The organism is Streptomyces sp. H51 (assembly GCF_035656535.1).
Classification (GTDB): domain Bacteria; phylum Actinomycetota; class Actinomycetes; order Streptomycetales; family Streptomycetaceae; genus Streptomyces.
In genome coordinates this window covers 58778-81000 of sequence record NZ_JAYMHD010000022.1, presented here as the reverse complement: position 1 = coordinate 81000, position 22223 = coordinate 58778, and the positions used below count along the sequence as shown (strand labels likewise).

The window sequence follows — 22223 nt, the reverse complement described above, 5'->3', positions numbered from 1 at the left end:
GCGAGGACGGCGGGCGGCGCGCAAAGGTCCGCCCGCGCGGTTGCGGGCGCGTCCACGGGACGAGCGGTGGGCGCGGGACGGTCGGACGCGGGCAGCCCGGCCACGACTCGGCATCGCGCCGGTGGCGGCGTACGCCGCGGCTGGGAGTGACCGCGCCGTCTCCCTTCACCCGGCCGGAGCGACCTTCACCGCCCGCTGCCGGCCGGTGCGCGGGGCGCCGGGCGGGGCTGGCATGGTGATCGTATGCGTCTTTACGAGGAGCGTCTCGGCGTGCCGGGAGCGTGGTTCTGGGCCGCCGCCCTGCCGGGTGTGATGACCTTCGCCGTCCTGCTGTTCGCCGGACCCGTGATCGCCTCCGGCGGGCTGGTGACGGTGACCGCGCTGGCCGCATGGGGACTGCACGCCTATGGCGGCGTCGGCATCGTCGTGACGGGCAGTCATCTCCGGGCGGGCGCGATGCGGTTCCCGCTCACCTCCCTCGGCGCGGCGGAGATGCTGGACGAGGAGGAGGCGTTCCTCTGGCGCACCCGTCGGGCCGACGTGCGGGCGCTGATGCTGCTGCGCAGCTACGTCCCCACGGCGCTGCGCATCGAGATCGACGACCCGGACTGCCCCGCCCCGTACCTGTACCTCTCCACCCGGCGGCCGGCCACCCTGCTGGCGGTACTGGCCTTCGCCCGCGCCTGACAGGCGCCTCCCGGTCACATCAGGCGGCCCGCCGGGTGGCCGCCCGGGTCGTCGGCGAGCACGATACTGGCCCTGACCCGCTTGCCCACCGGCTCGCGGCGGACCTCGAAGCTGCGGCACACCGCCATGACGATCTCCAGCCCGTGCTTTCCGACCCGGGCCGGGTCGGCGGCCTGGGGCACCGGGAGGGTCGGGTCGCCGTCCCACAGGCTGATCTCCACGGCTCCGTCGCTGACCTCCAGGTCGAGCAGGCACGGGCCGGGCGCGTACTTGTAGGCGTTGGTCACCAGCTCGCTGACCACCAGCTCCACCGTGCCCATGGCGCGGTCCGACACCGGGATCCCGTGCACGGACTGCACTTCGGCCATGAAGCGGCGCGCGGCCCGGCGGGCCTCCGCGATCGGCTCTCCGGCGCCGAGGGCCACGGCGACGGACACGGGAGGGCTGACCAGCGGCCGGTCTTCGTCTTCGTGCACCACTGGCCCACACCGCCACCCTCGTCCTGAGCAACACGGCTAACGGCACCCGGATACCCCCGAAAACCGGCCGTACGCAACCTCCCCACCGGCAATGTCGAACCCGGTCGGCCTCCGGCCCGTGCAACAGGGAGACCGGGGGACCACGGAGGCCGCAGGTCCGCCACATCCTCCCGCCGCCCTCCACGATCCCTACGGCATCGACATCGCGGACACGGGCGAGACGCGCAACCGGCGCGGCCGTGCGGGAGGCGTCCGACCCATGACGCCAACGCCCGTACGACAGTTGGCCGAAAATCGACCTACCGATGAGGTTTCAGCTCATGCGAAACGCATCGAGCCGATCGAAGAATGTCCGAAAGCGCCAACTGCCGCCCGTTTGAGATCGACTGACGTCAACTCGGCGCAACTACCACACCGCATCGGGGCCCTGACTTTTTTCTCGACGAAGTGTCGATCTCCGAACAATGGGCCGCTCTGCCGGGACCGACCACCGGATGCGATGACTAGCATGAGCAGCGTGCTTGATCTGGAAGATGGTCATCCGTCCTCCGGCCTGTCGGCGATGTTTCAGTCGTCCACGTACTCCTGCTCTCACGGACCGAGGGACCGCGGAATGTCAGTGCCTGCTCAACCCCACCAGCGCCGATCTGCGCAGGGGCGTTCCATCCCGGCCACCTTCGCCACGGCCCTGATCGCGCCCGCCGCGGGCGCCGGAGCGGTGATCGCCGCCGCCCCGGACAGCGCCCGCCCGTGGGTGATGGGCACAGCGGCCGTCGCCTGGTGCTGCATCGCCGGCATCGCCGCGACCAGCTCCGCCCTGCTGCGCCGCGCGCGCCGCCAAGTGGCCGCGCGGGGCGGCGAACTGGAGATGACCAAGAACAACTGGACCCAGCAGGCGGTGGAGACCGCCCAGTTGGTCAACGTGACCCTGCCGACCATCGCGCGGCAGCTCAAGAGCGGCGCGAGCGCCGACGAGGCGCTGGCCCGTGCCGCCACCCCGACCGACCCCTATCTGCGTCAGATCCTGCACGTCTTCGCCACCGAGATCGCCGAGGTGATCCGCCGGTCCGCCGAGGCGCACTCGGAGCTCGGCGTCGTGCGGCGCGAGCTGTCCCAGGGAGCCGCGGAACTCGAGCGCCTCACGAACGAGACGCTGCCCGCCGCGGTGGCCCTGCTGCGGGACGGAAGCTCCGCCGACACCGTGCTGGCCAAGCTCGACTGGCCGCAGAACCCGCTGCTGCGCACCCCGGCCGAATCGTTCGTCAGGGAACTCGCCTACAGCGAGCGCCGGTCCGCCGCCGCGCAGGCCGCCTCCGCGAAGGCGCTCAGCCGGGTCCAGGCCAAGACCGTCAGCATGCTCGCCGACCTGCGCGACATGCAGGACCGGCACGGCGGCGAGGTATTCGGCGACCTGCTGCGCCTGGACCACAGCACTTCCCAGCTGGGTCTGATGACCGACCGGCTGGCCCTTCTCATGGGAGGCCGTCCCAGCCGCGTGTGGAACAAGCCGATCGTCATGGAAAGCATCCTGCGGGGCGCCGTCGGCCGGATCGCCGCCTACCAGCGGGTGCGCCTGCACAACTCCAGCAAGGCCGCCATCGCGGGCTTCGCGGCCGAGGGCGTGATGCACCTGCTGGCCGAACTCATGGACAACGCCGCCAACTTCTCCCCGCCGATCGACGAGGTCCACGTCTACGTGGAGGAGCGCAGCGCCGGCATCGTCGTGACCATCGAGGACAGCGGCCTGAAGATGTCCGACGCCGCCATGCGCCGGGCCGAGGAGGCCGTCTCGGGCAACGTCACCGACCTCGCCTCGCTGCAGGGCACCCGGCTCGGCCTGGGCGTGGTGGGCCGCCTCGCCCTCAAGTACGGCATCAGCGTCAACTACCGGCCCTCCTCCCGCGGCGGCACCGGCGTCGTCGTCCTGCTGCCGCCGGAGCTCGTGGCCCAGCAGCGTGATCCGGTCACCGCCGAGCGCCGCCCGTCCGGCGCCGGGGCCCCGGCCGTACCCGCGCCGGCCCCCGCCCCCGCGGCCGAGACGCCCCTCCCGCCGCGCTCCCCGTCGGTGGCGCGGACGGACGTGACGCCCCGCGCCGAGGCCCCTCGCAGGGCGACGCCGGCCACCCCCAACGGGCTGCCCGTGCGGGCCCCCGGACGCACCATGGCCGAGGCGGAGCGGGGCCGGCCGAAACCGGACCGGTCGCGGTCTTCGGCGAACGAGACGGGTCCGGCACGCAACGCCGGAAGCCAGTTCGCCGCCTTCCACCGCAGCCGGCAGGCCGGCGGATCCCCCGCCGAGCCCGGCACCCGCACCGGAGACGAGACCGAGTCCGAGGACTAGGTCCGGTCTTCCGCACAGCTCAGGGCCGCACAGCCCACACCACCCCCTGCACCGATTCGCTGCACCTCGTTGGATTGGAGGAACGGGCCGGGTGACCCTCCGCCGGTCATGACCCGTCCCAGCCACCATGGAGACCACTGACAACAGCCTCACCTGGCTCTTGACGAACCTCTTGGAGCGCACTCCGGGAACGCGTCATGCCCTCGTCCTGTCCCGGGACGGCCTGAAACTGTGCTGGACCGAGCACATGACCCTCGACCAGGCCGACCAGCTGGCGGCCATCTGCTCGGGCATCCAGGCGCTCGCGCAGGGAGCGTCCGTGGAGTTCGGCGACGGATCGGGCGGCGTCCGGCACTCGATGACCGAATTCCACGGGGGCCTGCTGTTCGTCGTGGGGGCCGGCCAGGGCGCGCACCTCGCGGTCGTCGCCGACGAGAACGCCGACCCCGGCGTCGTCGGTCACCAGATGACCGAGATGGTGGACCAGATAGGCGAGCACCTGCGCGCCGAGCCGCGCACGCCCGCCGGCAGGGGTGCCACAGCGTGAGCCCCAAACCCGTGGACATCGGCGATCCCGACCGGCTCTACACGGTCACGGGGGGCCGCAGCGAGGCCGACGACTCGTTCGACCTGGTGACACTGATCGTCAGCGAGTGCGAGCCGACGGCCGGCATGCAGTCGGAGCACGTCCGCATCCTCGAGTTGTGCCAGCACCCGACCGCGCTGGTCGAGATCTCGGCCGAGCTGAAACTGCCCATCACCGTGGTCAGGATCCTCCTCGGCGACCTCCATGCCATGGGCAAGGTGAGCGCCCGTCACCCCCGCGCGGCCCGGTCTGTCGCGGACCTCCCCGAAACCGCCCTGCTCCAGGAGGTGCTCCATGGGCTCCGCAACCTCTGAGCTGCCTTCCCAGCGCACGCCGCTGGCCGACGCCGCCGAGACCGGCCTGAAGATCGTCGTCGTGGGCGGGTTCGGCGTCGGCAAGACCACCCTGGTCCGCTCGGTCAGCGAGATCCGGCCGCTGAACACCGAAGAGGTGATGACGCAGGCCGGGCAGGGCGTCGACGAGACGGCGGGCGTGGAACGCAAGACGACGACCACCGTCGCGTTCGACTTCGGCCGCATCAGCCTCAACGACCGCATGGTGCTCTACCTGTTCGGCGCGCCCGGCCAGGAGCGCTTCTGGTTCCTGTGGGACCGGCTCTTCTCCGGCACGCTGGGCGCGGTCGTCCTGGTCGACACCCGCCGCATGGAGGACTCCTGGTACGCGATCGACCGGCTCGAACACCACAAGACGCCGTTCGTGGTGGCCGTCAACCGGTTCGACGACGACGACAACCGGTTCTCTCTCGAGGAGATCCGTCAGGCGCTCGCCCTGGGCGCACACGTGCCGATGATCGACTGCGATGCGCGGCTCAGGTCGTCGGGCAAGGAGGTCCTCATCGCTCTCGTGGACCACCTCTACGCAATGGCCCTGTCCCAGGAGAGATCACAGTGAGCGACACCACCGGCTCCCCTTCCGCGAGCACACCCCCGCCCGGCTGCCCGGCACACGCCGACGCCGTACAGCTGGGCGGGCTGGAGTACCAGCAGACGCCGTCGCAGCTGTACCGCACCATGCGCCGGGAGCACGGAGCGGTCGCGCCCGTGCTGCTCGACGGCGGCATACCGGCCTGGCTCGTCCTCGGCTATCCCGAGGTCTGCTACGTCACCAGCCACGACGAGCTGTTCGCGCGGGACTCCCGGCGCTGGAACCAGTGGCCGAACATCCCGCCGGACTGGCCGCTGCTGCCGTTCGTCGGCTACCAGCCGTCCGTGCTGTTCACCGAGGGGCCCGAGCACCAGCGGCGGGCCGGCGTGATCACCCAGGCGCTGGAGGGCGTGGACCAGTTCGAGCTGGCCCGCGAGTGCGAGCTGATCGCCGAGCATCTGATCAGCTCGTTCTCCGGCAGTGGTCAGGCCGAACTGATGAGCATGTACGCCCACGCCCTGCCGGCCCGTGCCGTGCTGTGGATGTGCGGCGTGTACGACGACGCCGACGTCGACCAGCTCGTCGACGACCTGCGGATCTCGCTGGACGCCGGCGAGGGCGACGACCCGGTCGCCGCGTACATGCGGGTCGGGGAGCGCATCATGCGGCTGGTGAAGGAGAAGCGGGAGCGGCCCGGCCCGGACGTCACCTCCCGCATGCTGCAGGACCCGGCCGGTCTGAGCGACGAGGAGATCGTGCAGGACCTGATCTCCGTCATCGCCGCGGCGCAGCAGCCCACCGCGAACTGGATCTGCAACACCCTGCGTCTGCTGTTGACCGACGAGCGTTTCGCCGTCAACGTCTCGGGCGGTCGGGTCAGCGTGGGGGACGCGCTCAACGAGGTGCTGTGGCTGGACACGCCGACGCAGAACTTCATCGGCCGCTGGGCCGTGCGCGACACGCAGCTCGGCGGTCGGCTCATCCGCGAGGGCGACTGCCTGGTCCTCGGCCTCGCCGCGGCCAACACCGACCCGCAGATCTGGCCCGACTCACACGTCGGGGCGGAGAACTCCGCGCACCTGTCGTTCAGCAACGGCGAGCACCGCTGCCCGTATCCGGCCCCGCTGCTGGCGGACGTGATGGCGCGCACCGCGGTGGAGACGCTGCTGGAGCGGCTGCCCGACATCGTGCTGGGCGTCGAGCCGTGGGAGCTGACCTGGCGTCCGTCGGTCTGGATGCGCGGACTGACGTCGATGCCGGTGGAGTTCACCCCCTCCGTGCAGTGACCGCATCCTCCGCGGGCCGGGCGGGGAACCGGTGGAGATCCCCGGGCGCGCGGAGGACGCGGGCGGAAGGACGGCGGCCGGTCAGCCGGCCACCGGGGTGAAGCGCACCGGGAGCGCCTTCGGGCCGCGGGTGAACACGCCCTCCTCGACCGGGTCGAATCCGTCGGCGAGACGGATGTCGGGCATGGCGTCGAGCAGCTGGTTCAGGCCGACCTCCACTTCCGCCTTGGCGAGCAGGGCGCCGACGCAGAAATGGCGGCCGAGCGCGAAGGCGAGGTGGTCGGCGGCGGCCGAGAACGCCGAGGTGGTGTTCAGGTCGTCGCGGAAGATGTCGAAGCGGTCGGGGTTGCGGTACCGGCGCTCGTCCCGGTTGGCGGCTCCGATGAGGCAGGTCACCGTGGCGCCCTCCGGGATGGTGCCGCCGGAGACCTCGACGTCGGTGGCCGCCTGCCGCATGATCATGTGGACCGGCGGGGTGTAGCGCAGGGTCTCGGCGAAGGCGGCCGGAATCAGACTGCGGTCCTGCTGGACGGCCGCCAGCTGCTCGGGGTGCAGCAGCAGGTTGGCGAGGATGCCGGCGATCGCCTTGTCGGTGGTCTCGCCGCCGGCGGCGAGCAGCAGGCTGCAGAACGCCTTGATGTCCTCGTCGCTCATCCGCACGCCGTCGACCTCGGCGGCGCACAGCGTGGACAGCAGGTCGTCGCCCAGGTTGTCCCGGCGCTCGCGGATGATCGGCAGCATGTACTCGGCGAACTCCACGCGGGTGCGCTCGCCCGCGGCGGTCACCTCCGGGTCGCCGGAGAGGTTGCCGAGGAAGGCGATCACGGAGGTGTACCAGCCGTGGAACCGGGCGTGGTCGGCCTTGTCCAGGCCCAGCATGTCCGCGATGACGTTGACCGGAAATCGGGTCGCGTAGTCGGTGACGATGTCGGCCGACCCCGTGTGCCGGAACGCGTCGATGAGTTCGCGCGAGTTGCGCTCGATCACCGGCATGAACTTCTCCTGCAGGTCGCTGCCGCGGAACGCGGGGGCGACGAGGGCGCGCCGCACCGCGTGCTCACGGCCGCTGAGCTGCAGGATGGTCTTGCCGTGGACCGGCTCCACCTGCCAGTTGTAGTTGTCGGTGGTGAACTCCGACTGCTTGTCCTTGAAAACGCGCTCGACGTCCTCGTAGCGGGAGATGATGTAGCTCTGGGTGGCCTCGTGCCAGATCAGGGGCGCTTCCTCCCGCATCACCGCGTAGGCGGGGTAGGGATTCTCGGCGAACTCGGGCGAGAGAATGTCGGGAACCTGCTGCGCAGTGGACACGGAACTCCTCGAAGTAGGTGCATACGTTCGAGGTACAGATTATTGATCTTTCGGTGGCTCAAACAGACCAGTCCTGGCCGAAGTTGCATGTTGAATCACCGCGCGGCGGGCGGCACGGGCGACGGGCAGGTACCGCAGCCGTTCCGGCAGCAGCGGTACGAGGGTGCGCACGACGGCGCCGAAGCGGCGCAGCCTGCGTTCGTCCCGGGCGCTCCAGGACAGGCCGAGGTGCTCGCGGACGGCGGGCGGGAGCAGGCCGGCGTCGACATACGGCAAGTACGCTCCGGGCGTCGGCGGTTGGGCGGCGACGCGGGCGAGCGGCCGCCACAGCGGGCCGGGTGTCCAGGCGAACGGCTCGGCGGGGCGGGAGAGTTCGTCGAGGACGTCCTCCTCGGACCGGTTGTACTCCAGGCGCTCCGCGACCATGTCGTCGTAGTACTCGACGAACGACGCACCAGTCCGGCGGCAGATGATGGTCTTTCAGGCTTCACACGCGTCGACGTCGCGCATTCCGCGGTATGAGGCCTCGAGTTCGTCGTCGGTCATGCCCTTGCCGAACAGGCGCTGCGTGTCGACCGGGCCCTTGACGAGCATCGTGTGCACCCAGTGGCAGGCCTCGGGGTTGAGGGCGTGGTAGCGGCGGCTCGCCGGGTCGGTGCCCTACATCGGCGCGTGTACCTGGATCAGCCGGCGGCCCTCGGCCGTGGCGGCTTCCTGGCCGCCGTAGACGACCGTGGTGAGCGGCAGCAGGGTGCGGATCAGGCGCGGCCAGGGCTCGGCGCCCAAGTCGCTGTGGTCCGCGACTCCCGCGCCGACCACGGGGTGCGAGACCTGCAGCAGGAGCAGTTGCGGGGCCATCAGGGTCGAGCGGATGTCGCCGAAGCCGCGCCGGACCACGTCGCCGCGGCGCGGCGCCCGGATCCGCGAGGAAGCCTCGACTCCCTTGCCACCGGCCCCGGTCGGCACTTCGGATGTGTGCGGCAGAGCGGTCATGTCGCCTCCGTCTCTCCGTCGTGTCCGGAGTATTGACGTGCGCCGTGAAACAAGTCAATAGTTTTTGTATCTTCGACTCTCACGGCGATCCGCTCCGCACGCCACCCGTACGCCGTCCATACACCACCGCGCACGTCGCCGCGCACGTCACCCCGCGCGTCATTCCGCATTTCACGCCGCCCAACCACCCGAACCGGGAAGGACGCACCATGAGCGACAGAACGGCAGGAGGCGCGGCGCCGTCATGTTCGTCCCGTGCACCTTGGCGGTGGGCGCGCTGGGCATCGCCCTCGCCCAGGGAGCGCCGGCCGCCTCCTTCGCCGTCTCGTGAACGGCGTTCGAGGTCGCCGCCCTCGGAGGCAGAAGCTGCCCGTCGTCGGGAAGGCGGTCACCGGCGTCCAGGCGAGCACGGCCGTCGCCCACGACGTCAAGAGCACGGCCTACTCCGACAACGGCGGCACGCTGACGCCGGAGACGCTCCAGATCGAGTTCAGCCGCACCGGCAAGCGGGGCTTCTGACGGCGACGAGGACGGACTCGGACCATGTTCACCTTCGTTCTCGGCTTCCTGTCGGAGCTCGCACGGGAGACCGGCGACCGGCTCGACCGGACGCTGCCCGCGCCGCGGCTGCGGTGCGCGGTGCGCGGATGGCGCAGGAGGCGACCGTTCCGGGCCGCGATGTGGGTCGTCGCGGGCGGTGTGGAGATGGCCGCCACCGGGGACTACGCCGGCTTCGAGCGGCTGCACGACCGCTACGAGAAGGAGATGTTCGCCTGCGACCCCGCCAACCGGCGGGTGGCGGCGGCGACCTTCCGGCTCATCACCGGCTGGTTCCCGCGCCCGCTGCGGCCGCTGGTCGCCCGGGTCGCGCCGGCACTGCTGGACGAACCGCTGCTGGCCGCCCTCGGCTTCCGCCCCCAGCCCCGCCGGCTGCGCACGGCGGCCCACCGCACGTTGCGCGCCCACGCCGCCCTGGTACGCCGGCTGCCGCCCCGGCCCGACTGGCTGCCGTACCGCACCAAGCCCCGCAGCTACCCGTTCGGCTGGGCGCTCGACGACCTCGGCCCGCACCGGGCGCACAGCAGGCCCCTCACCCCTCTCCCCGAAGAGACCTCACCGCAGGAGCAGCGATGACGCACACCACCCGCCGACCCGGTACCACCGAGGTCCCCGAATCCACCGAAGCCTCCGAGGTCACCGACACCGGAGCCACGTTCGCCTGCCACGACCCGGCGACCGGAGAACCGCTCGCCCACTACCCGGTCCAGGGCCCGTCCGAGATCGCCGCGGCGGTGGACCGGGCTCGCGCCGCCGCCGGCCGCTGGTCCGCGCTGCCCGCCTCCCGGCGCCGCGCCCGTCTGCTGTCGTTCAAGCGGGAGCTGGCCGCGTCGCTGGACCGGGTGGCGGACACCGTGTCCGCCGAGACGGGCAAGCCGCGCCAGGACGCGGAGCTCGAACTGCTGCTGGCGCTGGGTCAGTTGGACTGGGCGGCGTGCAACGCCGGCCGGGTCCTGGGCAGGCGCCGGGTGCGCACCGGGCTGGTGGCGGCCAACCAGGCGGCGACGGTCGTGCACCGCCCGCTCGGCGTCGTCGGGGTGATCGGCCCCTGGAACTACCCCGTCTACACCCCCATGGGCTCCGTCGGTTACGCGCTCGCGGCCGGCAACGGCGTCGTGTTCAAGCCGTCGGAGTACACCCCGGGCACCGGGATCGCGCTGGCCGAGTGCTTCGATGCGGCCGTGCCCGAGTTCGCCGGTCTGCTCGCCGTCGTCACCGGAGGGGCGGCGACGGGCGAGGCGCTGGTCCGCCACGGTGTCGACAAGGTCGCCCTCACCGGCTCGCCGGGGACCGCGCGCAAGGTGATGGCGGTCTGCGCGGAGTCGCTGACGCCGTTCCTGGCCGAGTGCGGAGGGAAGGACGCGGTGATCGTGACGGCCGACGCGGACCTGGACGCCGCGGCGGACGCGGTGGTGTGGGGCGCGCTGGGCAACGCCGGACAGACCTGCGCGGGTGTGGAGCGCGTCTACGCCGTCCGCGAGGTGCACGCGGCGCTGTGCGAGAAGATCGTGGAACGGGCCCGCGTGCTGCGCCCCGGCACGGGAGCGGACGCAGCCTACGGGCCGATGACGATGCCGTCCCAGACGACCGTGGTGGAGCGGCACGTCCGCGAGGCCCTGGCGGGCGGGGCCCGCGCCGCGCTCGGCGGGGTGGAGTCGCTGTCGGCGCCCTTCGTCGCCCCGGTGGTCCTGGTCGACGTGCCGGAGGACTCGCCCGCCATGACCGAGGAGACCTTCGGGCCGACCGTCGCCGTGAACGCGGTGGCGGACGTCGACGAGGCGGTGCGCCGCGCCAACGCCTCCCGCTACGCGCTCGGCGCGGCGGTGTTCACCGGCAGCGGGCGCGCCGGCGCCGCGATCGCCGCCCGGCTGCGCGCGGGCGCGGTGTCCGTCAACTCCGTCCTCGGCTTCGCCGCCGTGCCAGCCCTGCCCTTCGGCGGCTCCGGCGACTCCGGGTTCGGCCGCGTCCACGGGGCGGACGGACTGCTGGCGTTCACCGCGCCGCAGTCGGTCACCGTGCGGCGCTTCGCCGCGCCGGTCGACCTGACGTCCTTCCGCACCCCGGCCGCGGCGAAGGCCCGCGTCATCGCCCTCGCCCGCCGGCTGCACCAGCGGCGCTGAGCGGCGCTCAGGCGTCCAGCAGCGGGGCGAGGTAGCGGCGGGCGAAGGCCCGGGCCTGCTCGTCGTCGTCCATCTGGATGCAGCTGGCCGGATTGAGCAGGAAGGAGACCGCGACCCGCACCATCAGCTCCGCGACCGGCCGGGGATCGCTCTCGGGCCGGCCCTCGGTCTGCTGCGCGCGGCGCAGATGGCCGGTCAGGTACTCGGTGGTGGCGGCGAGGGTCGGCCCGCCCTGGACGGTCATGTAGGGCAGGACGACCTCCGGCTCGAGCCTGAGCAGTCCGCCGAAGAGGGGATGGGCCCGGGTGTACCGCAGGGTGACCACGAAGCCCTCGACGACGCGGTCCTCCATGGCGGGCAGCGGGGCGACCGCGGAGTCGAGCTTCTCGAAGAAGCGGCTGCCCTCCCGCAGCAGGCACGCCTCCACCAGGCCGTCCTTGTTCCGGAAACGGCGGTACACCGTCACCCGCGACACGCCGGCCCGTTTGGCGACGTCGTCCACCGAGGAACGGCGCAGCCCGAAGGTCGTGAACTGTTCCACCGCGGCGTCCAGGATCTGCCGCGCCAGCTTTTCCTCCGTCTCGGGCCGGGCGATGGCCCGCGCGAGCAGGGAGTCGTTAGCAGAAGTCTTCATGGTGCCTCTCACGGTACCGGCACCTCCCCGAATAGCAACATTGATACAACATTCATATACATGTATCTCAAGTGGTCTCCGGAGGATCCCATGGGAAGCCGTCTCACCCCGCAGCAGTCGGATTTCGCCTCCGCCGTCCGTGACTTCGCCCGGCGCGAGTGCGGCAGTCGGGAGCAGCGCGACGCGCTGACCCAGGGCGGCCGGGAACCGCACAACCCCAAGATCTACGGCATGCTCGCCGAACTCGGCTGGCTCGGCGTCTGCCTGCCCGAGGAGTACGGCGGCGCGGGCGGCGGCCTGGCCGACGCCTGCGTCTTCCTGGAGGAGACCTCCTACGGGATGGTGCCCGCCGGGGGGTTCGTCACCACCGTCATCACCGCCAAGGCCTACGAACGGTTCGGCTCCGAGCGGCAGCGGCGCGAGGTGCTCGGCGCCGCCGCGGACGGCTCGGTCCTCGCCATCGCCAGGTCGGCCGTCCGCCGGCTCGGACGTGGGCGCGCTGCGCTGCCGCGCCGAACGGCAGCCCGACGGGAGCTGGCTGATCGAGGGTCAGAAGACGTGGATCTCCAACGCCCACATCGCCGACAGCATCCTGCTGGTGGCCCGGACCGGCGCCGACAAGCACCGCGGACTCACCATGTTCCACCTCCCCGCCGACACGCCGGGCGTGGAGATCCGGGGCATCGAGACCATGGGCGGCCGTGAGGTCAACGACGTCTTCCTCACCGGCGTGCGGCTGCCCGCCGACGCCGTCGTCGGCGAGGTCGACCAGGGCTGGCAGCAGCTGATGGCCGGGCTGAACCACGAACGGCTGTTCCTGGCCGCCAACATGCTGGGTCTGGCCCGCCGGGCCTTCGACGACGCGGTGGCCTACATCCGCGAGCGGGAGCAGTTCGGCCGTCCGATCGGCTCCTTCCAGGCGCTGCGGCACCGGGTCGCCGACCTCGCCACGGAGATCGAGTGCGCGCGGCTGCTGGTGCGCGAGGTGGCGTCGGACTGCGACGCGCAGCCGGACCGGCTGTTCCCCCGCGAGGCGTCCATGGCCAAGCTGAAGGCCACCGAGACGGCCAAGCGGGTCGCGCTGGAGTGCATGCAGATGATGGGCGGCTACGGCTACGCCACCGAGTACGGAATGGAGCGCCACCTGCGGTCCGCGGTCGTCTCCACCGTGTACGGCGGCACCAGCGAGATCCAGCGGGACATCATCGGCAAGAGCTACGGCCTCTGAGCGCACACGCCGACGGCCGCCCCGCGCGGATGCGGGGCGGCCGTCGGCGTTCGGGCGGGCGACGCCTCAGTCGTCGTAGAGCCGCGCCAGGTCGGTGGCGTACTTCTCGCGGATCACCTTGCGGCGCATCTTCAGCGACGGGGTCAGCTCGCCCGTCGCCGGTCCCCACTCCTGCCCGAGCAGGCGGTACCGCTTGACCTGCTCGGTCCGGTTGAGCCGGCTGTTGGCGGCGGCCACCGCCCGGTCCACCTCGCGGCGCACCGCGGGGTGCGCGGCCAGGGCCGCCGGATCGCCGCCGGCCTCGATGCCGCAGGCGGCGGCCCAGGCGGGCGCCGTCTCGGGGTCGAGGACCAGGAGCGCCACCAGGTAGGAGTGGTTGTCGCCGTGCACCATGGCCTGCCCGATCAGGGGGTGTTCCTTGAGGGTGTTCTCCACCAGCGCCGGGGAGACGTTCTTCCCGGTCGAGGTGGTGATCATCTCCTTCTTGCGGTCGGTGATCCAGAGGTAGCCGTCGTCGTCGAGCCGGCCGATGTCGCCCGTCCGCAGCCACCCGTCCTCGTCGAGCGCCGAGCGCGCCGACCCGTCCTGCTGGAGGTAACCGGCGAAGACGGACTCGCCCCGCACCTCGATCTCCCCGTCGTCGGCGATCCGCACCCGCACGCAGGAGACGGGACGCCCGACGGAGCCCAGCCGGAACCCGGTGCGCGGGCCGTTGCTGGTGGCCACCCCCGTCGTCTCCGTCAGGCCCCAGGCGTCCATGATGACGATCCCGAACCCCGCCCAGAACCGCACCACGTCCAGCGGCATGGGCGCCGAGGCACTGGCCGCCCAGCTGATCCGGTCCAGGCCGCCCGCCGCCAGCAGCGGCAGCAGCACCCGCTCGCGGCTTCGGGCGTACGCCGCCTCCAGCTCGGCGGGCGGCTGCTCGCCGCGCTCGCGGCAGCCGACGTGCTCGCGGGCCACCCGCATGGCCTCCTCCACGGCCCGCTGCTGCCCGGCCGGCAGCGCGGACAGGCCCGCGCGGACCGCGGCGGCCAGCTTCTCCCAGATCCTCGGCACGCCGAAGAACTGCCGCGGCCGCACGGCCCGCACGGCGTCGGCGACGGCGGCCGGGTCGGCGCACAGATGGACGTGCGAGGCACGGTGACAGGGCAGGTAGATGCCGAGCATCCGCTCCGCGATGTGCGCGAAGGGCAGGTAGCAGATGTGCTCCACGTGCGGCGGCAGTTCCACCACCTCGTCCAGGGCGCGGGCGTTGGCCAGCACGTGCCGGTGGGCCAGCACCACGCCCTTGGGCTCGCCGGTCGTGCCCGAGGTGTAGACGACGGTCAGCGGGTCCTCGGGACGGGCGGTGTCCAGCACCTTGCCGAACTGTTCGGGGAGGGGTTCCGCGCGCAGCGCCGCGTAGGGGAAGTGGCGGCCCTCCCGGCCCGGCTCCACGACCACGAGCCGCTCGAGCGGGGTGCCGTCGTCGTCCAGCAGCGGCGCCCACACCTCCGCCTGCGCGGCGCCCTCCACCACGGCGAGCGCCGCCCGGCAGTTGCGGGCGATGTGGGCGATCTGCGGGGGCGCGGCGGTGCCGTACACGCTCACCGGCACGGCGCCGAGGCGGACCAGTGCCAGGTCGGACAGCCAGTGCTCGGGCCGGTTGCCCATCATCAGCAGCACGTGGTCGCCCCGGCGCACGCCCAGCGCCGCGTACCCGGCCGCGAGGCGCGCCGTGTGCTCCCGCACCTGTCGCCAGGTGAGCGTCGAGCTCCCGGTGCCGCCCGGCTCCTGCCAGCTCAGCGCGGGCAGGTCGGCGTGGAGGCGGGCGTTGCGCTCCAGCAGGAGCGGCAGCGTGGGCGGTGCCTCGTGTTCCCCGTCGGTGCGCGGGGCTGGTGTCATGTGGGCCTCCTGGCGTGCTGGAACGGATCGGTGCGGGTGAACGGGTTGCGGGAGAAGGGGACTGTTACGGGAGAAGGGGGCTGCGGGAGAACGGGGTTGCGGGAGAACGGGGTGCGCGGTTCTCCTGCACGCCGGCGACGGTGTCAGGCAGACCGGCGAGCAGGGCGGCGGTCCTGGCGATGTCCGCGCCCTGCTCGCCGACGGGGCTGACGACGCCGAGGACGATGTCGTCGATGCCGGCCGGGTCCAGGCCGGGGAACCTGCGCCGGACCTCGTCGACGAGGCCGACGACGAGGTCGACCGCCTTGGTGCCGTGCAGGGCGCCGCCGGGCTTGCCGCGGCCGCGCGGGGTGCGGATCGCGTCGTACAGATGAGCTTCGCTGGTCACGGGCTGTGCCTTCCGGTGGTGTCGGGGAACGTGGTGGCCTCGGGGAACGTGGGGCCGGGGCGGTCGCTCAACCCAGCAGGGAGCGGCCGATGATCTCCTTCATGATTTCCGTGGTACCGCCGTAGATCGTCTGGACGCGGCCGTCCAGGAACGCCTTGGCGACCCGGTACTCCGTCATGTAGCCGTAGCCGCCGTGCAGTTGCAGGCACCGGTCGACGACCCGTTTCTGCAGCTCGGTGGCCCACCACTTGGCCGCCGAGGCGTCCACGGCGTCCAGCCGTGCCCGGCTGTGCTCGGTGATGCAGCGGTCGACGAAGGCGCGGGTGACGGCGCACTCGGTGGCCATCTCGGCTGCCTCGAAGCGCACGTGCTGGAGCCGGGCGAGGGGACGGCCGAACGCCTCGCGCTCCTTGACGTACTCCAGCGTCAGTCGCAGCACGTGCTCCGCGGCGGCGGCCGCGCCCACGGCGATGGCCAGCCGCTCCTGGGCGAGGTTGGCCATGAGGTAGGAGAACGCCCTGTTCTCCTCCCCCAGCAGGTTCTCCTTCGGCACGCGCACGTCGTCGAAGAACAACTCGGCGGTGTCCTGGGCCTTCTGGCCGATCTTGTCGAGGTTGCGGCCCCGCTCGAAGCCGGGCGTGCCGCGTTCGACGACGAGCAGGCTCTGCCCGGAACTGCCGCCCTCCGGCTTGGTGTTGGCGACGACCACGACCAGGTCGGCCAGGATGCCGTTGGAGATGAACGTCTTGGCGCCGTTGAGCAGGTAGTGGTCGCCCCGGTCGGTGGCGGTGGTGCGGATGCCCTGCAGGTCGGAGCCGGTGCCGGGTTCGGTCATCGCGATGGCGGTGATGATCTCGCCGGAGGTGTGGCCGGGCAGCCAGCGCCGCTTCTGCTCGTCGGTGGCGAGCCGGGTCAGGTAGGGGCCGACGATGTCGTTGTGCAGGCTCAGTGCCAGGCCGGACGCCCCGGCGCGGGCGAACTCCTCGATGAGGACGGCGCTGTAGCGGAAGTCGTCGGTGCCTCCGCCGCCGTACTCCTGCGGCACCGCCAGGCCCAGCAGGCCCTGGCGGCCGGCGGCGCGCCAGACGTCGCGGCTCACGACGCCGTCGTGCTCCCACTGTTCGTGGTGGGGCAGCACCTCCTTGGCGAGGAAGGTGCGGACGGTGTCGCGGAACGCCTCGTGTTCCGGGGTGCAGATGTCTCGTTCCATGTCGCCTCCGCGTCGCGGTGGGTGGGTGCGGGCCCCGGCCGGCGGGCCGGGGCGGCCGTTCACAGCCAGTTCCTGACCCGCTCGACGAGCCGGGCGGGGTCGGGGCCGACGGGAGTGACGTTGAGCATGGTCACGCCCGACTCCCGGAAGACGTCGACGCGGTCCCGCACGTAGCCCTCGGGGCCCGCCAGGCAGAGCAGTTCGCACAGTTCGGCGGGGACCGCGGCCTCCGCCTCCTTCTTGCGGCCCGCGAGGTAGTGCTCCTGGATCGCGGCGGCCTCGGCCTCGTACCCGTAGGAGCGGACCAGGTCGTGGTAGAAGTTGCGGCCCGGGGCGCCCATGCCGCCGACGTACAGTGCGACGAGGGGCCGCACCAGGTCGCGGACCGCCTCGGCGCCGTCGCCGATGGCGAGCAGCCCGCCGGCGACGACGGACAGCGGCCCCAGCGCCGGGTCGCGCCGGGCGGCGCCCTCGGCGAGCGGCTCGGCCCAGACCTCGGCGGCGTGTTCCGGCACGTACAGGAACGGCAGCCAGCCGTCGGCGAGTTCGGCGGTCATGCGGACGTTGGCGGGGCCGAGCGCGGCGACGTAGACGGGGACGGTGTCGCGGACCGGGCGGGTGAGCAGCTTGAGGGGCTTGCCGAGGGTGCCGCCCTTCTCCGGCGGCAGGGGCATGTCGGTGATGCCGTGGTGCTCGATCACCTCGCGCCGCCAGATGCGGCGGGCCAGGCCGATCGTCTCCCGGGTGCGGCCGAGGGGCTTGTCGTAGCGGCGGCCGTGCCAGCCCTCCACGACCTGCGGGCCGGACGCCCCGATGCCGAGCAGCGCGCGGCCCCCGGTGAGGGCGTCGAGTCCGGCGGCGGTCTGGGCGATCAGCGCGGGGGTGCGCGAGTACACGTTGAGGACGGCGGAGCCGATGCGCAGCCGCTCGGTGCGGGCGGCGAGGTAGCCCATGACGGTCGGGGAGTCGAAGCCGTAGGCCTCGGCCACCCAGATCGCGTCGAGGCCCGCCCGTTCCAGCGCGGCGGCCTCGTCGGCCGCGGTCCGCGGGTCGCCCGCGTACTGCAGGGGCATGGAGAGTTCCATCAGTTTCCGTCCTGGTCGGTGGTGCCGCACCGGGCCGCCGGTGCGAGTGCGGGTACGTCCCAGTCGCGGGCCACGTCGGTGTTGTGGGCGCCGGGGACGGGGGGCGGCAGGCGCAGCGAGCCGGGCGTCGCGGAGAAGCGGGGCGCCACGCCCGGCTGGGTGACGCCGTGGGCCTCGGTGAGGCTGCCGCGGTGGACGAGGTGCGGGTGGGCGGCGGCCTCCCGCAGGGAGAGCACCGGGGCGACGCAGGCGTCGGCGCCTTCGAAGACGGCGGCCCAGTCGTCCCGGTCGGCGGTCCTGAACCGTTCGGCGAACCGGGCCCGCAGCCGCGGCCACCCGCGCGGGTCGTCGCGGCTCGGCAGTTCGTCGGCGGCGAGGCCGAGGAGGCGTACGAACTCGGTGTAGAACTGCGGCTCCAGCGCGCCGACCGCCATCCAGCCGCCGTCCCGGGTCTCGTAGACGGCGTAGTAGGGGCAACCGCCGTCGAGGAGGTTGCGTCCGCGCCCCTCCCGCCAGAGTCCGGCGGCGAGCATGCCGTGCACGATGGCGGTCAGGTGCGTGGTGCCGTCGACGATCGCCGCGTCCACCACCTGTCCCTCGCCCGTGACGCGCGCGGTGAGCAGCGCGGCCAGGACGCCGACGGCGAGGTAGAGGGAGCCACCGGCGTAGTCGCCGAGCAGGTTCACGGGGACGGCGGGCGGTCCGTCCGCGGCGCCGATCAGGCCGAGCGCGCCCGCGGTGGCGATGTAGCCGATGTCGTGTCCCGCCCGGGGCGCCAGCGGCCCGTGCTGGCCCCATCCGGTCATCCGGCCGTAGACCAGGGCCGGGTTGGCGGCCCGGCACTCCCGCGGGCCGACGCCGAGGCGTTCGGCGACGCCGGGGCGGTAGCCCTCGATCAGGACGTCGGCGCGTCCGGCGAGCGCGCGCACCAGCCCGGGTCCGTCCGCCGACTTCAGGTCGACCAGGACGGAGCGCTTGTTGCGGTTGGCGAGGTCGTGGACGGGGTCGACGGCCACGGGCGACGCGGTGGGCCGGTCCACGCGGACGACGTCGGCGCCCAGGTCGCCGAGGAGCATCGCCGCGAAGGGGGCGGGTCCGATGCCGGCCAGCTCCAGCACGCGCACGCCGGTCAGTGGTCCGGCGCGGCGGGCGGGTGAGGCGGTCGGGGAGGTGCCGGTCGAGGAGGCGTGCGGGTCCGTTCCGTACGGCGGGGTGGCGCCGCTCGTCGAGCTCATGGGTCCCTCTCTCGGGGGAGGGCGTGCGACGGCCCCCCGGACTGGACTCTACTTAACGCTCGCTAAGAACGTAGGGACGCGGGCGGGAGCGGTCAATAGGCGGAGCCGGGCCGCGTGGTCCTCGATCAGGCCCGGATTGAAGAGGAGTTCTCCCCGTCGAACCCTGTGCACCATTGCGCCGAGGGGACGGACAGGGAACGCTGACCCACAGAGAAACTGAGCGGTCGATAAGCGATCAGGTGCGGGGTCGTCGGGCCTGCCGCACGTACAATGCCGGTCGCCGGCGACACATCGGAGGAGCACCGTTGAGCACCGAGTCCAGCCAGGAGACCACCGCCGCGTCCCACTGGCGCGCCTATGGGCCACTCGACCTGCACCCGATCCTGACGCACGCCATGGAGGCGTTCAACGAGCACGGCTACCACGGCACTTCGGTACGCGACATCGCCGGCCGGGTCGGCGTGACCGTCCCGGCGCTCTACTACCACTACGAGAACAAGCAGGCGCTCCTCGCGACGCTGCTGGAAACCTCCATGAAGGACGTACTCGACCGCTGCCGGGCCGCCGCCGCCGAAGCGGGCGACGACCCGCTGCCCCGCTTCTGCGCCATGGTCGAGTCCATCGTGCTCTACATGGCCCACCGCAAGGGGCTGGCCTTCCTGGACACCGAGATCCGCAGCCTGGAACCCGGCAACCGGGCCCGGTACGTGGCACTTCGCGACTACCTGGAGCACATGCTGCTCGACACGGTCGAGGCGGGCATCGCCCGGGGCGTGTTCACCACGCCGATCCCCGCGGACGCGGTCCGCGCCGTGCTGATCATGTGCCAGGGGGTGGCCAACTGGTACCGCGCCGACGGCCCGCTCACCGCCGAGGAGGTCGCCCAACGGCACGTCCTGCTCAGCCTCGGCACGGTCGGCCACCCGGGAGCGCTGAACGGACTGGACGTGGTCCCCCGTCCCTCCGGCCGGCCCTCCGGCAGGGGGCGGCGGCGCCGGGACGCCGGCGCCGCCGCGGACTGACCCGAACCTGCCCGGACCCACCCGGCACGGAGAGCCTCGGCGGCAGGTTGACGGTCACCCGCACGGGGCATCAGGACAGGGTGGGCCCGGCCGGAAAGGACGTGCGGCGGCCGGGCGGCAGGCCACGGTGTGGCCGCACGGCCCAGGAGGGGAAGTGATCCGCCATGCGTACGCGACAGCGTACCCATCGGCGTTCCGTACGAGTCGAGTACCTGTTGCCCGACGAAACCGAGTCGGCGTGCCGGGCACGCAGACTGACCCGGCAGTTCCTGCTCTGGCGCGGCCACCGCACGGCGGGGCTGGACGCCATGCACATCCACGACGCGGCCCTCGTCGTGTCCGAACTGGTCGCCAACGCCACCCGGCACGGCGGCACCTGCCGCCTGAGCCTGCAGGTGTCCGACACACAGGTGACCGTCGAGGTGTACGACCGCAGTCCCGGCCGGCCCCGCGTGCGGCCGCTCACGACGTGGAGCGAGAGCGGCCGGGGCCTCGCCATGGTGCACAGCCTGGCCCAGCGCTTCGACGTCGACCCGGTCAGCGGGGGCGGCAACCGGGTGCGCGCGGTCCTGTCCCTGTGACGTACGGCCCTGGCACCGTGTGAGGTACGGACCTGGCCTCGTGCGTCATGCGCGGAGCCCGCGGCGCACCTCCGCGCACCGCACGGCGCCCGGCCGACAGCCGGGCGCCGTGGTGTGTCACCCTCGCGCGGCCGGGTCCTCGCGGGTGCTGTCCGCCTCCTCGCTCCGGACGCGGATCCTCCCCTGGACGGCGGCCTCGCCGATCGTCCGCTTCAGTGTCCGGCACCCCGTGAACACGGCCCCCGCGCCGGCGGCGGCCACCGGTCGTTCCGCGCAGGCCGCCAGCGCGTCGGCGTGCCACTGCACACTGGTCTGCTCCCAGCTGCTCTTGCGCGCTTCCACCCGCGCGCCGCACAGGGCGCAGTCGACGGGTGTCATCGGTGCCTCGAGGAGCCGGTTGTCGGGGCGGAGCGCCATCAGACCGGCCGGCTCTCTGCCGTGGCGGTGGCCGCGGTCGCGGCGGCGTCCTGCTTCTCGAGGTTCCGCTCGATCTCGGCCCGCCACGCTTCGTTGGGCCGGGTCGTGTCGATCTCGAACTCGAACCGGTCCGTCATCTCCGCCCGCACGTCGCCGACGTCGACGTAGAACTGCTCGTACCAGCGGCGCAGTTGGTAGACGGGGCCGTCCTCCTCGCACAGCAGCGGGTTGTCGATCCTCGCCTTGTTCTTCCAGATCTGCACGTCCTGCTCGAAGCCGATCTTGATGAACTCGCCCAGCTTCTCCGCTACTTCGTCCGCAGACTCGCCCATGTGCTCGGCCCTGCGCACGATGATGCCGTACTGGAGCATGAACGAGTTCTCGTCGATCGGATAGTGACAGTTGATCAGCACCGAGTTCGTGTCGCCGTCCTCGTAGTGGTACGTGAGGTCGTCGATCATGAACGACGGGCCGTGGTAGGTCGCCACGGACGTCTGGCCCAGCATCTTGGCGGCGCCGCTCCCCTCCGCCTGCGGCCGGCGCACGTCCTCGCGGCCGACGCCCTTCATGAGCTGGATCGCGGTGTGCCCCTCGAAGATGTTCTTGAAGTACGTGGGGAACGAGTAGTGCACGTAGAAGAAGTGCGCCATGTCCACCACGTTGTCGACGATCTCCCGGCAGTTCGAGCCGTCGATCCGCACGGAGTACCAGGACCAGTCCGTCCAGTCGTCGCGCGTCGCGCCCTCGATGCGGGGGATCGTCACATCGGCCGGGGGCGGGTTGCCCTCCGGATCGTTCCAGACGAACAGCAGTCCGTCCTGCTGCAGCGTCGGGAACGCCGCGGTGCGGGCGCGCATCGGAACCCGGCGGGCGTAGGGGATCCCGGTGCAGCGGCCGTCTCCGCCCCAGCGCCAGGAGTGGAACGGGCAGGCGACGTCGTCGCCCTCCACCGTGCCCAGGGACAGGTCACCGCCCATGTGGCGGCAGTAGGCGTCGAGGACGTTGAGTGTGCCGTCGGCCGACGCCCAGACCACAAGCTTCTGCCCGAAGGCGTGCACCGTGTGCGGCTTGCCGTCGGTGAAGTCCTGAGCGAGGCCGAGACAATGCCAGCCGCGGGCGAAGCGGGCCGGGAGTGCGTCCGCCTCGATCGTGCGGACCTCGGGCGCGGTGGTCATCTGTGGCCTTCCCTTCCACCGAGGCTGCGCTCGGCACGGTGTGGGGCGAGTGCGCACCGCCCGCCGGGGACCGCTGTACCGCCCCGGCCGGCCCGACCCCGGGCCGCGAGGGGCGCGG

The 22223-nt window shown here is 72.3% G+C and carries 20 protein-coding genes and 3 pseudogenes; 12 read left to right on the top strand and 11 right to left on the bottom strand.

All coding sequences use genetic code 11. The features are described 5' to 3' along the window. Positions 1-243 precede the first annotated feature (243 nt). Positions 244-687 carry a DUF3093 domain-containing protein gene (locus VKA29_RS07430; protein WP_324784409.1) on the top strand — a complete coding sequence of 148 codons (444 nt, stop codon included), beginning with the start codon at positions 244-246 and terminating at the stop codon, positions 685-687. A 14-nt stretch (positions 688-701) separates the two neighbouring features. Here VKA29_RS07430 and VKA29_RS07425 read toward each other — a convergent pair whose 3' ends face one another. Continuing rightward, positions 702-1163: an ATP-binding protein gene (locus tag VKA29_RS07425; protein WP_324784408.1), complete on the bottom strand. Its 462-nt coding sequence runs from the start codon at positions 1161-1163 to the stop codon at positions 702-704. A 616-nt stretch (positions 1164-1779) separates the two neighbouring features. Between VKA29_RS07425 and VKA29_RS07420 the strand changes: the two genes are divergently transcribed. The 5 genes from VKA29_RS07420 to VKA29_RS07400 all read left to right on the top strand — a co-directional run bounded on the left by VKA29_RS07420 (position 1780) and on the right by VKA29_RS07400 (position 6264). Beyond that, a complete protein-coding gene (locus VKA29_RS07420; protein WP_324784407.1) occupies positions 1780-3507 on the top strand; it encodes an ATP-binding protein in 1728 nt (575 codons plus the stop codon). Between the two features lie 127 nt (positions 3508-3634). After that, complete coding sequence (locus VKA29_RS07415) at positions 3635-4054, top strand: roadblock/LC7 domain-containing protein (protein ID WP_324784406.1); 420 nt, start codon at positions 3635-3637, stop codon at positions 4052-4054. Continuing rightward, on the top strand, positions 4051-4407 hold the full coding sequence (locus VKA29_RS07410) for a DUF742 domain-containing protein (RefSeq protein WP_324784405.1): 357 nt from the start codon (positions 4051-4053) through the stop codon (positions 4405-4407). Before VKA29_RS07415 ends, VKA29_RS07410 begins: the two co-directional genes overlap by 4 nt. Next, positions 4388-5005 carry a GTP-binding protein gene (locus tag VKA29_RS07405; protein WP_324784404.1) on the top strand — a complete coding sequence of 206 codons (618 nt, stop codon included), beginning with the start codon at positions 4388-4390 and terminating at the stop codon, positions 5003-5005. The genes VKA29_RS07410 and VKA29_RS07405 overlap by 20 nt, the downstream gene beginning before the upstream one ends. After that, the gene (locus VKA29_RS07400) at positions 5002-6264 is read left to right on the top strand and encodes a cytochrome P450 (RefSeq protein WP_324784403.1); all 1263 of its coding nucleotides are present in this window, start codon (positions 5002-5004) and stop codon (positions 6262-6264) included. The genes VKA29_RS07405 and VKA29_RS07400 overlap by 4 nt, the downstream gene beginning before the upstream one ends. 81 nt (positions 6265-6345) lie before the next feature. On the opposite strand, the gene VKA29_RS07395 is transcribed toward VKA29_RS07400, so the two are convergent. After that, positions 6346-7572: a cytochrome P450 gene (locus VKA29_RS07395; protein ID WP_324784402.1), complete on the bottom strand. Its 1227-nt coding sequence runs from the start codon at positions 7570-7572 to the stop codon at positions 6346-6348. 39 nt (positions 7573-7611) lie between these two features. After that, a pseudogene (locus VKA29_RS07390) lies at positions 7612-8565 on the bottom strand (oxygenase MpaB family protein). 327 nt (positions 8566-8892) lie between these two features. Here VKA29_RS07390 and VKA29_RS07385 point away from each other — a divergent pair. From VKA29_RS07385 to VKA29_RS07375, 3 genes are read left to right on the top strand one after another with little or no spacing between them, the layout of a single operon-like run. Next, on the top strand, positions 8893-9084 hold the full coding sequence (locus VKA29_RS07385; protein WP_324784401.1) for a hypothetical protein: 192 nt from the start codon (positions 8893-8895) through the stop codon (positions 9082-9084). Between the two features lie 24 nt (positions 9085-9108). Continuing rightward, the gene (locus VKA29_RS07380) at positions 9109-9699 is read left to right on the top strand and encodes a hypothetical protein (RefSeq protein WP_420718454.1); all 591 of its coding nucleotides are present in this window, start codon (positions 9109-9111) and stop codon (positions 9697-9699) included. Beyond that, a complete protein-coding gene (locus VKA29_RS07375; protein WP_324784400.1) occupies positions 9696-11243 on the top strand; it encodes an aldehyde dehydrogenase family protein in 1548 nt (515 codons plus the stop codon). The genes VKA29_RS07380 and VKA29_RS07375 overlap by 4 nt, the downstream gene beginning before the upstream one ends. A gap of 7 nt (positions 11244-11250) precedes the next feature. Here the strand turns inward: VKA29_RS07375 and VKA29_RS07370 are convergent, their stop codons facing one another. After that, positions 11251-11877, bottom strand: a complete 627-nt coding sequence (locus tag VKA29_RS07370; protein ID WP_324784399.1) for a TetR/AcrR family transcriptional regulator — start codon at positions 11875-11877, stop codon at positions 11251-11253. Between the two features lie 90 nt (positions 11878-11967). Between VKA29_RS07370 and VKA29_RS07365 the strand changes: the two are divergent. Then, a pseudogene (locus VKA29_RS07365) lies at positions 11968-13105 on the top strand (acyl-CoA dehydrogenase family protein). Between the two features lie 66 nt (positions 13106-13171). On the opposite strand, the gene VKA29_RS07360 reads toward VKA29_RS07365, so the two are convergent. The 5 genes and pseudogenes from VKA29_RS07360 to VKA29_RS07340 all read right to left on the bottom strand — a co-directional run bounded on the left by VKA29_RS07360 (position 13172) and on the right by VKA29_RS07340 (position 18910). Further along, the gene (locus VKA29_RS07360; protein WP_324784398.1) at positions 13172-14992 is read right to left on the bottom strand and encodes an AMP-dependent synthetase/ligase; all 1821 of its coding nucleotides are present in this window, start codon (positions 14990-14992) and stop codon (positions 13172-13174) included. Between the two features lie 115 nt (positions 14993-15107). Further along, positions 15108-15380, bottom strand: a pseudogene (locus VKA29_RS07355) (acetyl-CoA C-acyltransferase); the annotation flags it as partial. A gap of 67 nt (positions 15381-15447) precedes the next feature. Then, positions 15448-16590, bottom strand: a complete 1143-nt coding sequence (locus VKA29_RS07350; protein ID WP_324784397.1) for an acyl-CoA dehydrogenase family protein — start codon at positions 16588-16590, stop codon at positions 15448-15450. Positions 16591-16649: 59 nt separating this feature from the next. After that, positions 16650-17675 (bottom strand): LLM class F420-dependent oxidoreductase, encoded by a 1026-nt coding sequence (locus VKA29_RS07345; RefSeq protein WP_324784396.1) that lies wholly within the window; start codon positions 17673-17675, stop codon positions 16650-16652. Then, entirely contained in the window at positions 17675-18910 is a 1236-nt protein-coding gene (locus tag VKA29_RS07340; RefSeq protein ID WP_324784395.1) for a CaiB/BaiF CoA-transferase family protein, read from the bottom strand. Before VKA29_RS07340 ends, VKA29_RS07345 begins: the two co-directional genes overlap by 1 nt. Before the next feature lie 305 nt (positions 18911-19215). On the opposite strand from VKA29_RS07340, the gene VKA29_RS07335 reads away from it, so the two are divergent. Both VKA29_RS07335 and VKA29_RS07330 read left to right on the top strand, forming a co-directional pair. Continuing rightward, entirely contained in the window at positions 19216-19932 is a 717-nt protein-coding gene (locus tag VKA29_RS07335; protein ID WP_324784394.1) for a TetR/AcrR family transcriptional regulator, read from the top strand. A 215-nt stretch (positions 19933-20147) separates the two neighbouring features. Further along, complete coding sequence (locus tag VKA29_RS07330) at positions 20148-20513, top strand: ATP-binding protein (RefSeq protein ID WP_324784393.1); 366 nt, start codon at positions 20148-20150, stop codon at positions 20511-20513. Between the two features lie 117 nt (positions 20514-20630). Here VKA29_RS07330 and VKA29_RS07325 read toward each other — a convergent pair whose 3' ends face one another. Both VKA29_RS07325 and VKA29_RS07320 read right to left on the bottom strand, forming a co-directional pair. Next, on the bottom strand, positions 20631-20930 hold the full coding sequence (locus VKA29_RS07325; RefSeq protein WP_324784392.1) for a ferredoxin: 300 nt from the start codon (positions 20928-20930) through the stop codon (positions 20631-20633). Beyond that, positions 20930-22105 carry a Rieske 2Fe-2S domain-containing protein gene (locus VKA29_RS07320; RefSeq protein WP_324784391.1) on the bottom strand — a complete coding sequence of 392 codons (1176 nt, stop codon included), beginning with the start codon at positions 22103-22105 and terminating at the stop codon, positions 20930-20932. Before VKA29_RS07320 ends, VKA29_RS07325 begins: the two co-directional genes overlap by 1 nt. Between the last annotated feature and the right edge of the window lie 118 nt (positions 22106-22223).

Bases quoted from the DNA above. Each gene is read 5' to 3' on its own strand.
- VKA29_RS07380 (WP_420718454.1), top strand. From the start codon at position 9,109: ATGTTCACCTTCGTTCTCGGCTTCCTGTCGGAGCTCGCACGGGAGACC.
- VKA29_RS07350 (WP_324784397.1), bottom strand. From the start codon at position 16,590: ATGGAACGAGACATCTGCACCCCGGAACACGAGGCGTTCCGCGACACC.
- VKA29_RS07345 (WP_324784396.1), bottom strand. From the start codon at position 17,675: ATGGAACTCTCCATGCCCCTGCAGTACGCGGGCGACCCGCGGACCGCG.
- VKA29_RS07405 (WP_324784404.1), top strand. From the start codon at position 4,388: ATGGGCTCCGCAACCTCTGAGCTGCCTTCCCAGCGCACGCCGCTGGCC.
- VKA29_RS07415 (WP_324784406.1), top strand. From the start codon at position 3,635: ATGGAGACCACTGACAACAGCCTCACCTGGCTCTTGACGAACCTCTTG.
- VKA29_RS07320 (WP_324784391.1), bottom strand. From the start codon at position 22,105: ATGACCACCGCGCCCGAGGTCCGCACGATCGAGGCGGACGCACTCCCG.
- VKA29_RS07360 (WP_324784398.1), bottom strand. From the start codon at position 14,992: ATGACACCAGCCCCGCGCACCGACGGGGAACACGAGGCACCGCCCACG.
- VKA29_RS07420 (WP_324784407.1), top strand. From the start codon at position 1,780: ATGTCAGTGCCTGCTCAACCCCACCAGCGCCGATCTGCGCAGGGGCGT.
- VKA29_RS07375 (WP_324784400.1), top strand. From the start codon at position 9,696: ATGACGCACACCACCCGCCGACCCGGTACCACCGAGGTCCCCGAATCC.
- VKA29_RS07430 (WP_324784409.1), top strand. From the start codon at position 244: ATGCGTCTTTACGAGGAGCGTCTCGGCGTGCCGGGAGCGTGGTTCTGG.
- VKA29_RS07340 (WP_324784395.1), bottom strand. From the start codon at position 18,910: ATGAGCTCGACGAGCGGCGCCACCCCGCCGTACGGAACGGACCCGCAC.
- VKA29_RS07370 (WP_324784399.1), bottom strand. From the start codon at position 11,877: ATGAAGACTTCTGCTAACGACTCCCTGCTCGCGCGGGCCATCGCCCGG.
- VKA29_RS07325 (WP_324784392.1), bottom strand. From the start codon at position 20,930: ATGGCGCTCCGCCCCGACAACCGGCTCCTCGAGGCACCGATGACACCC.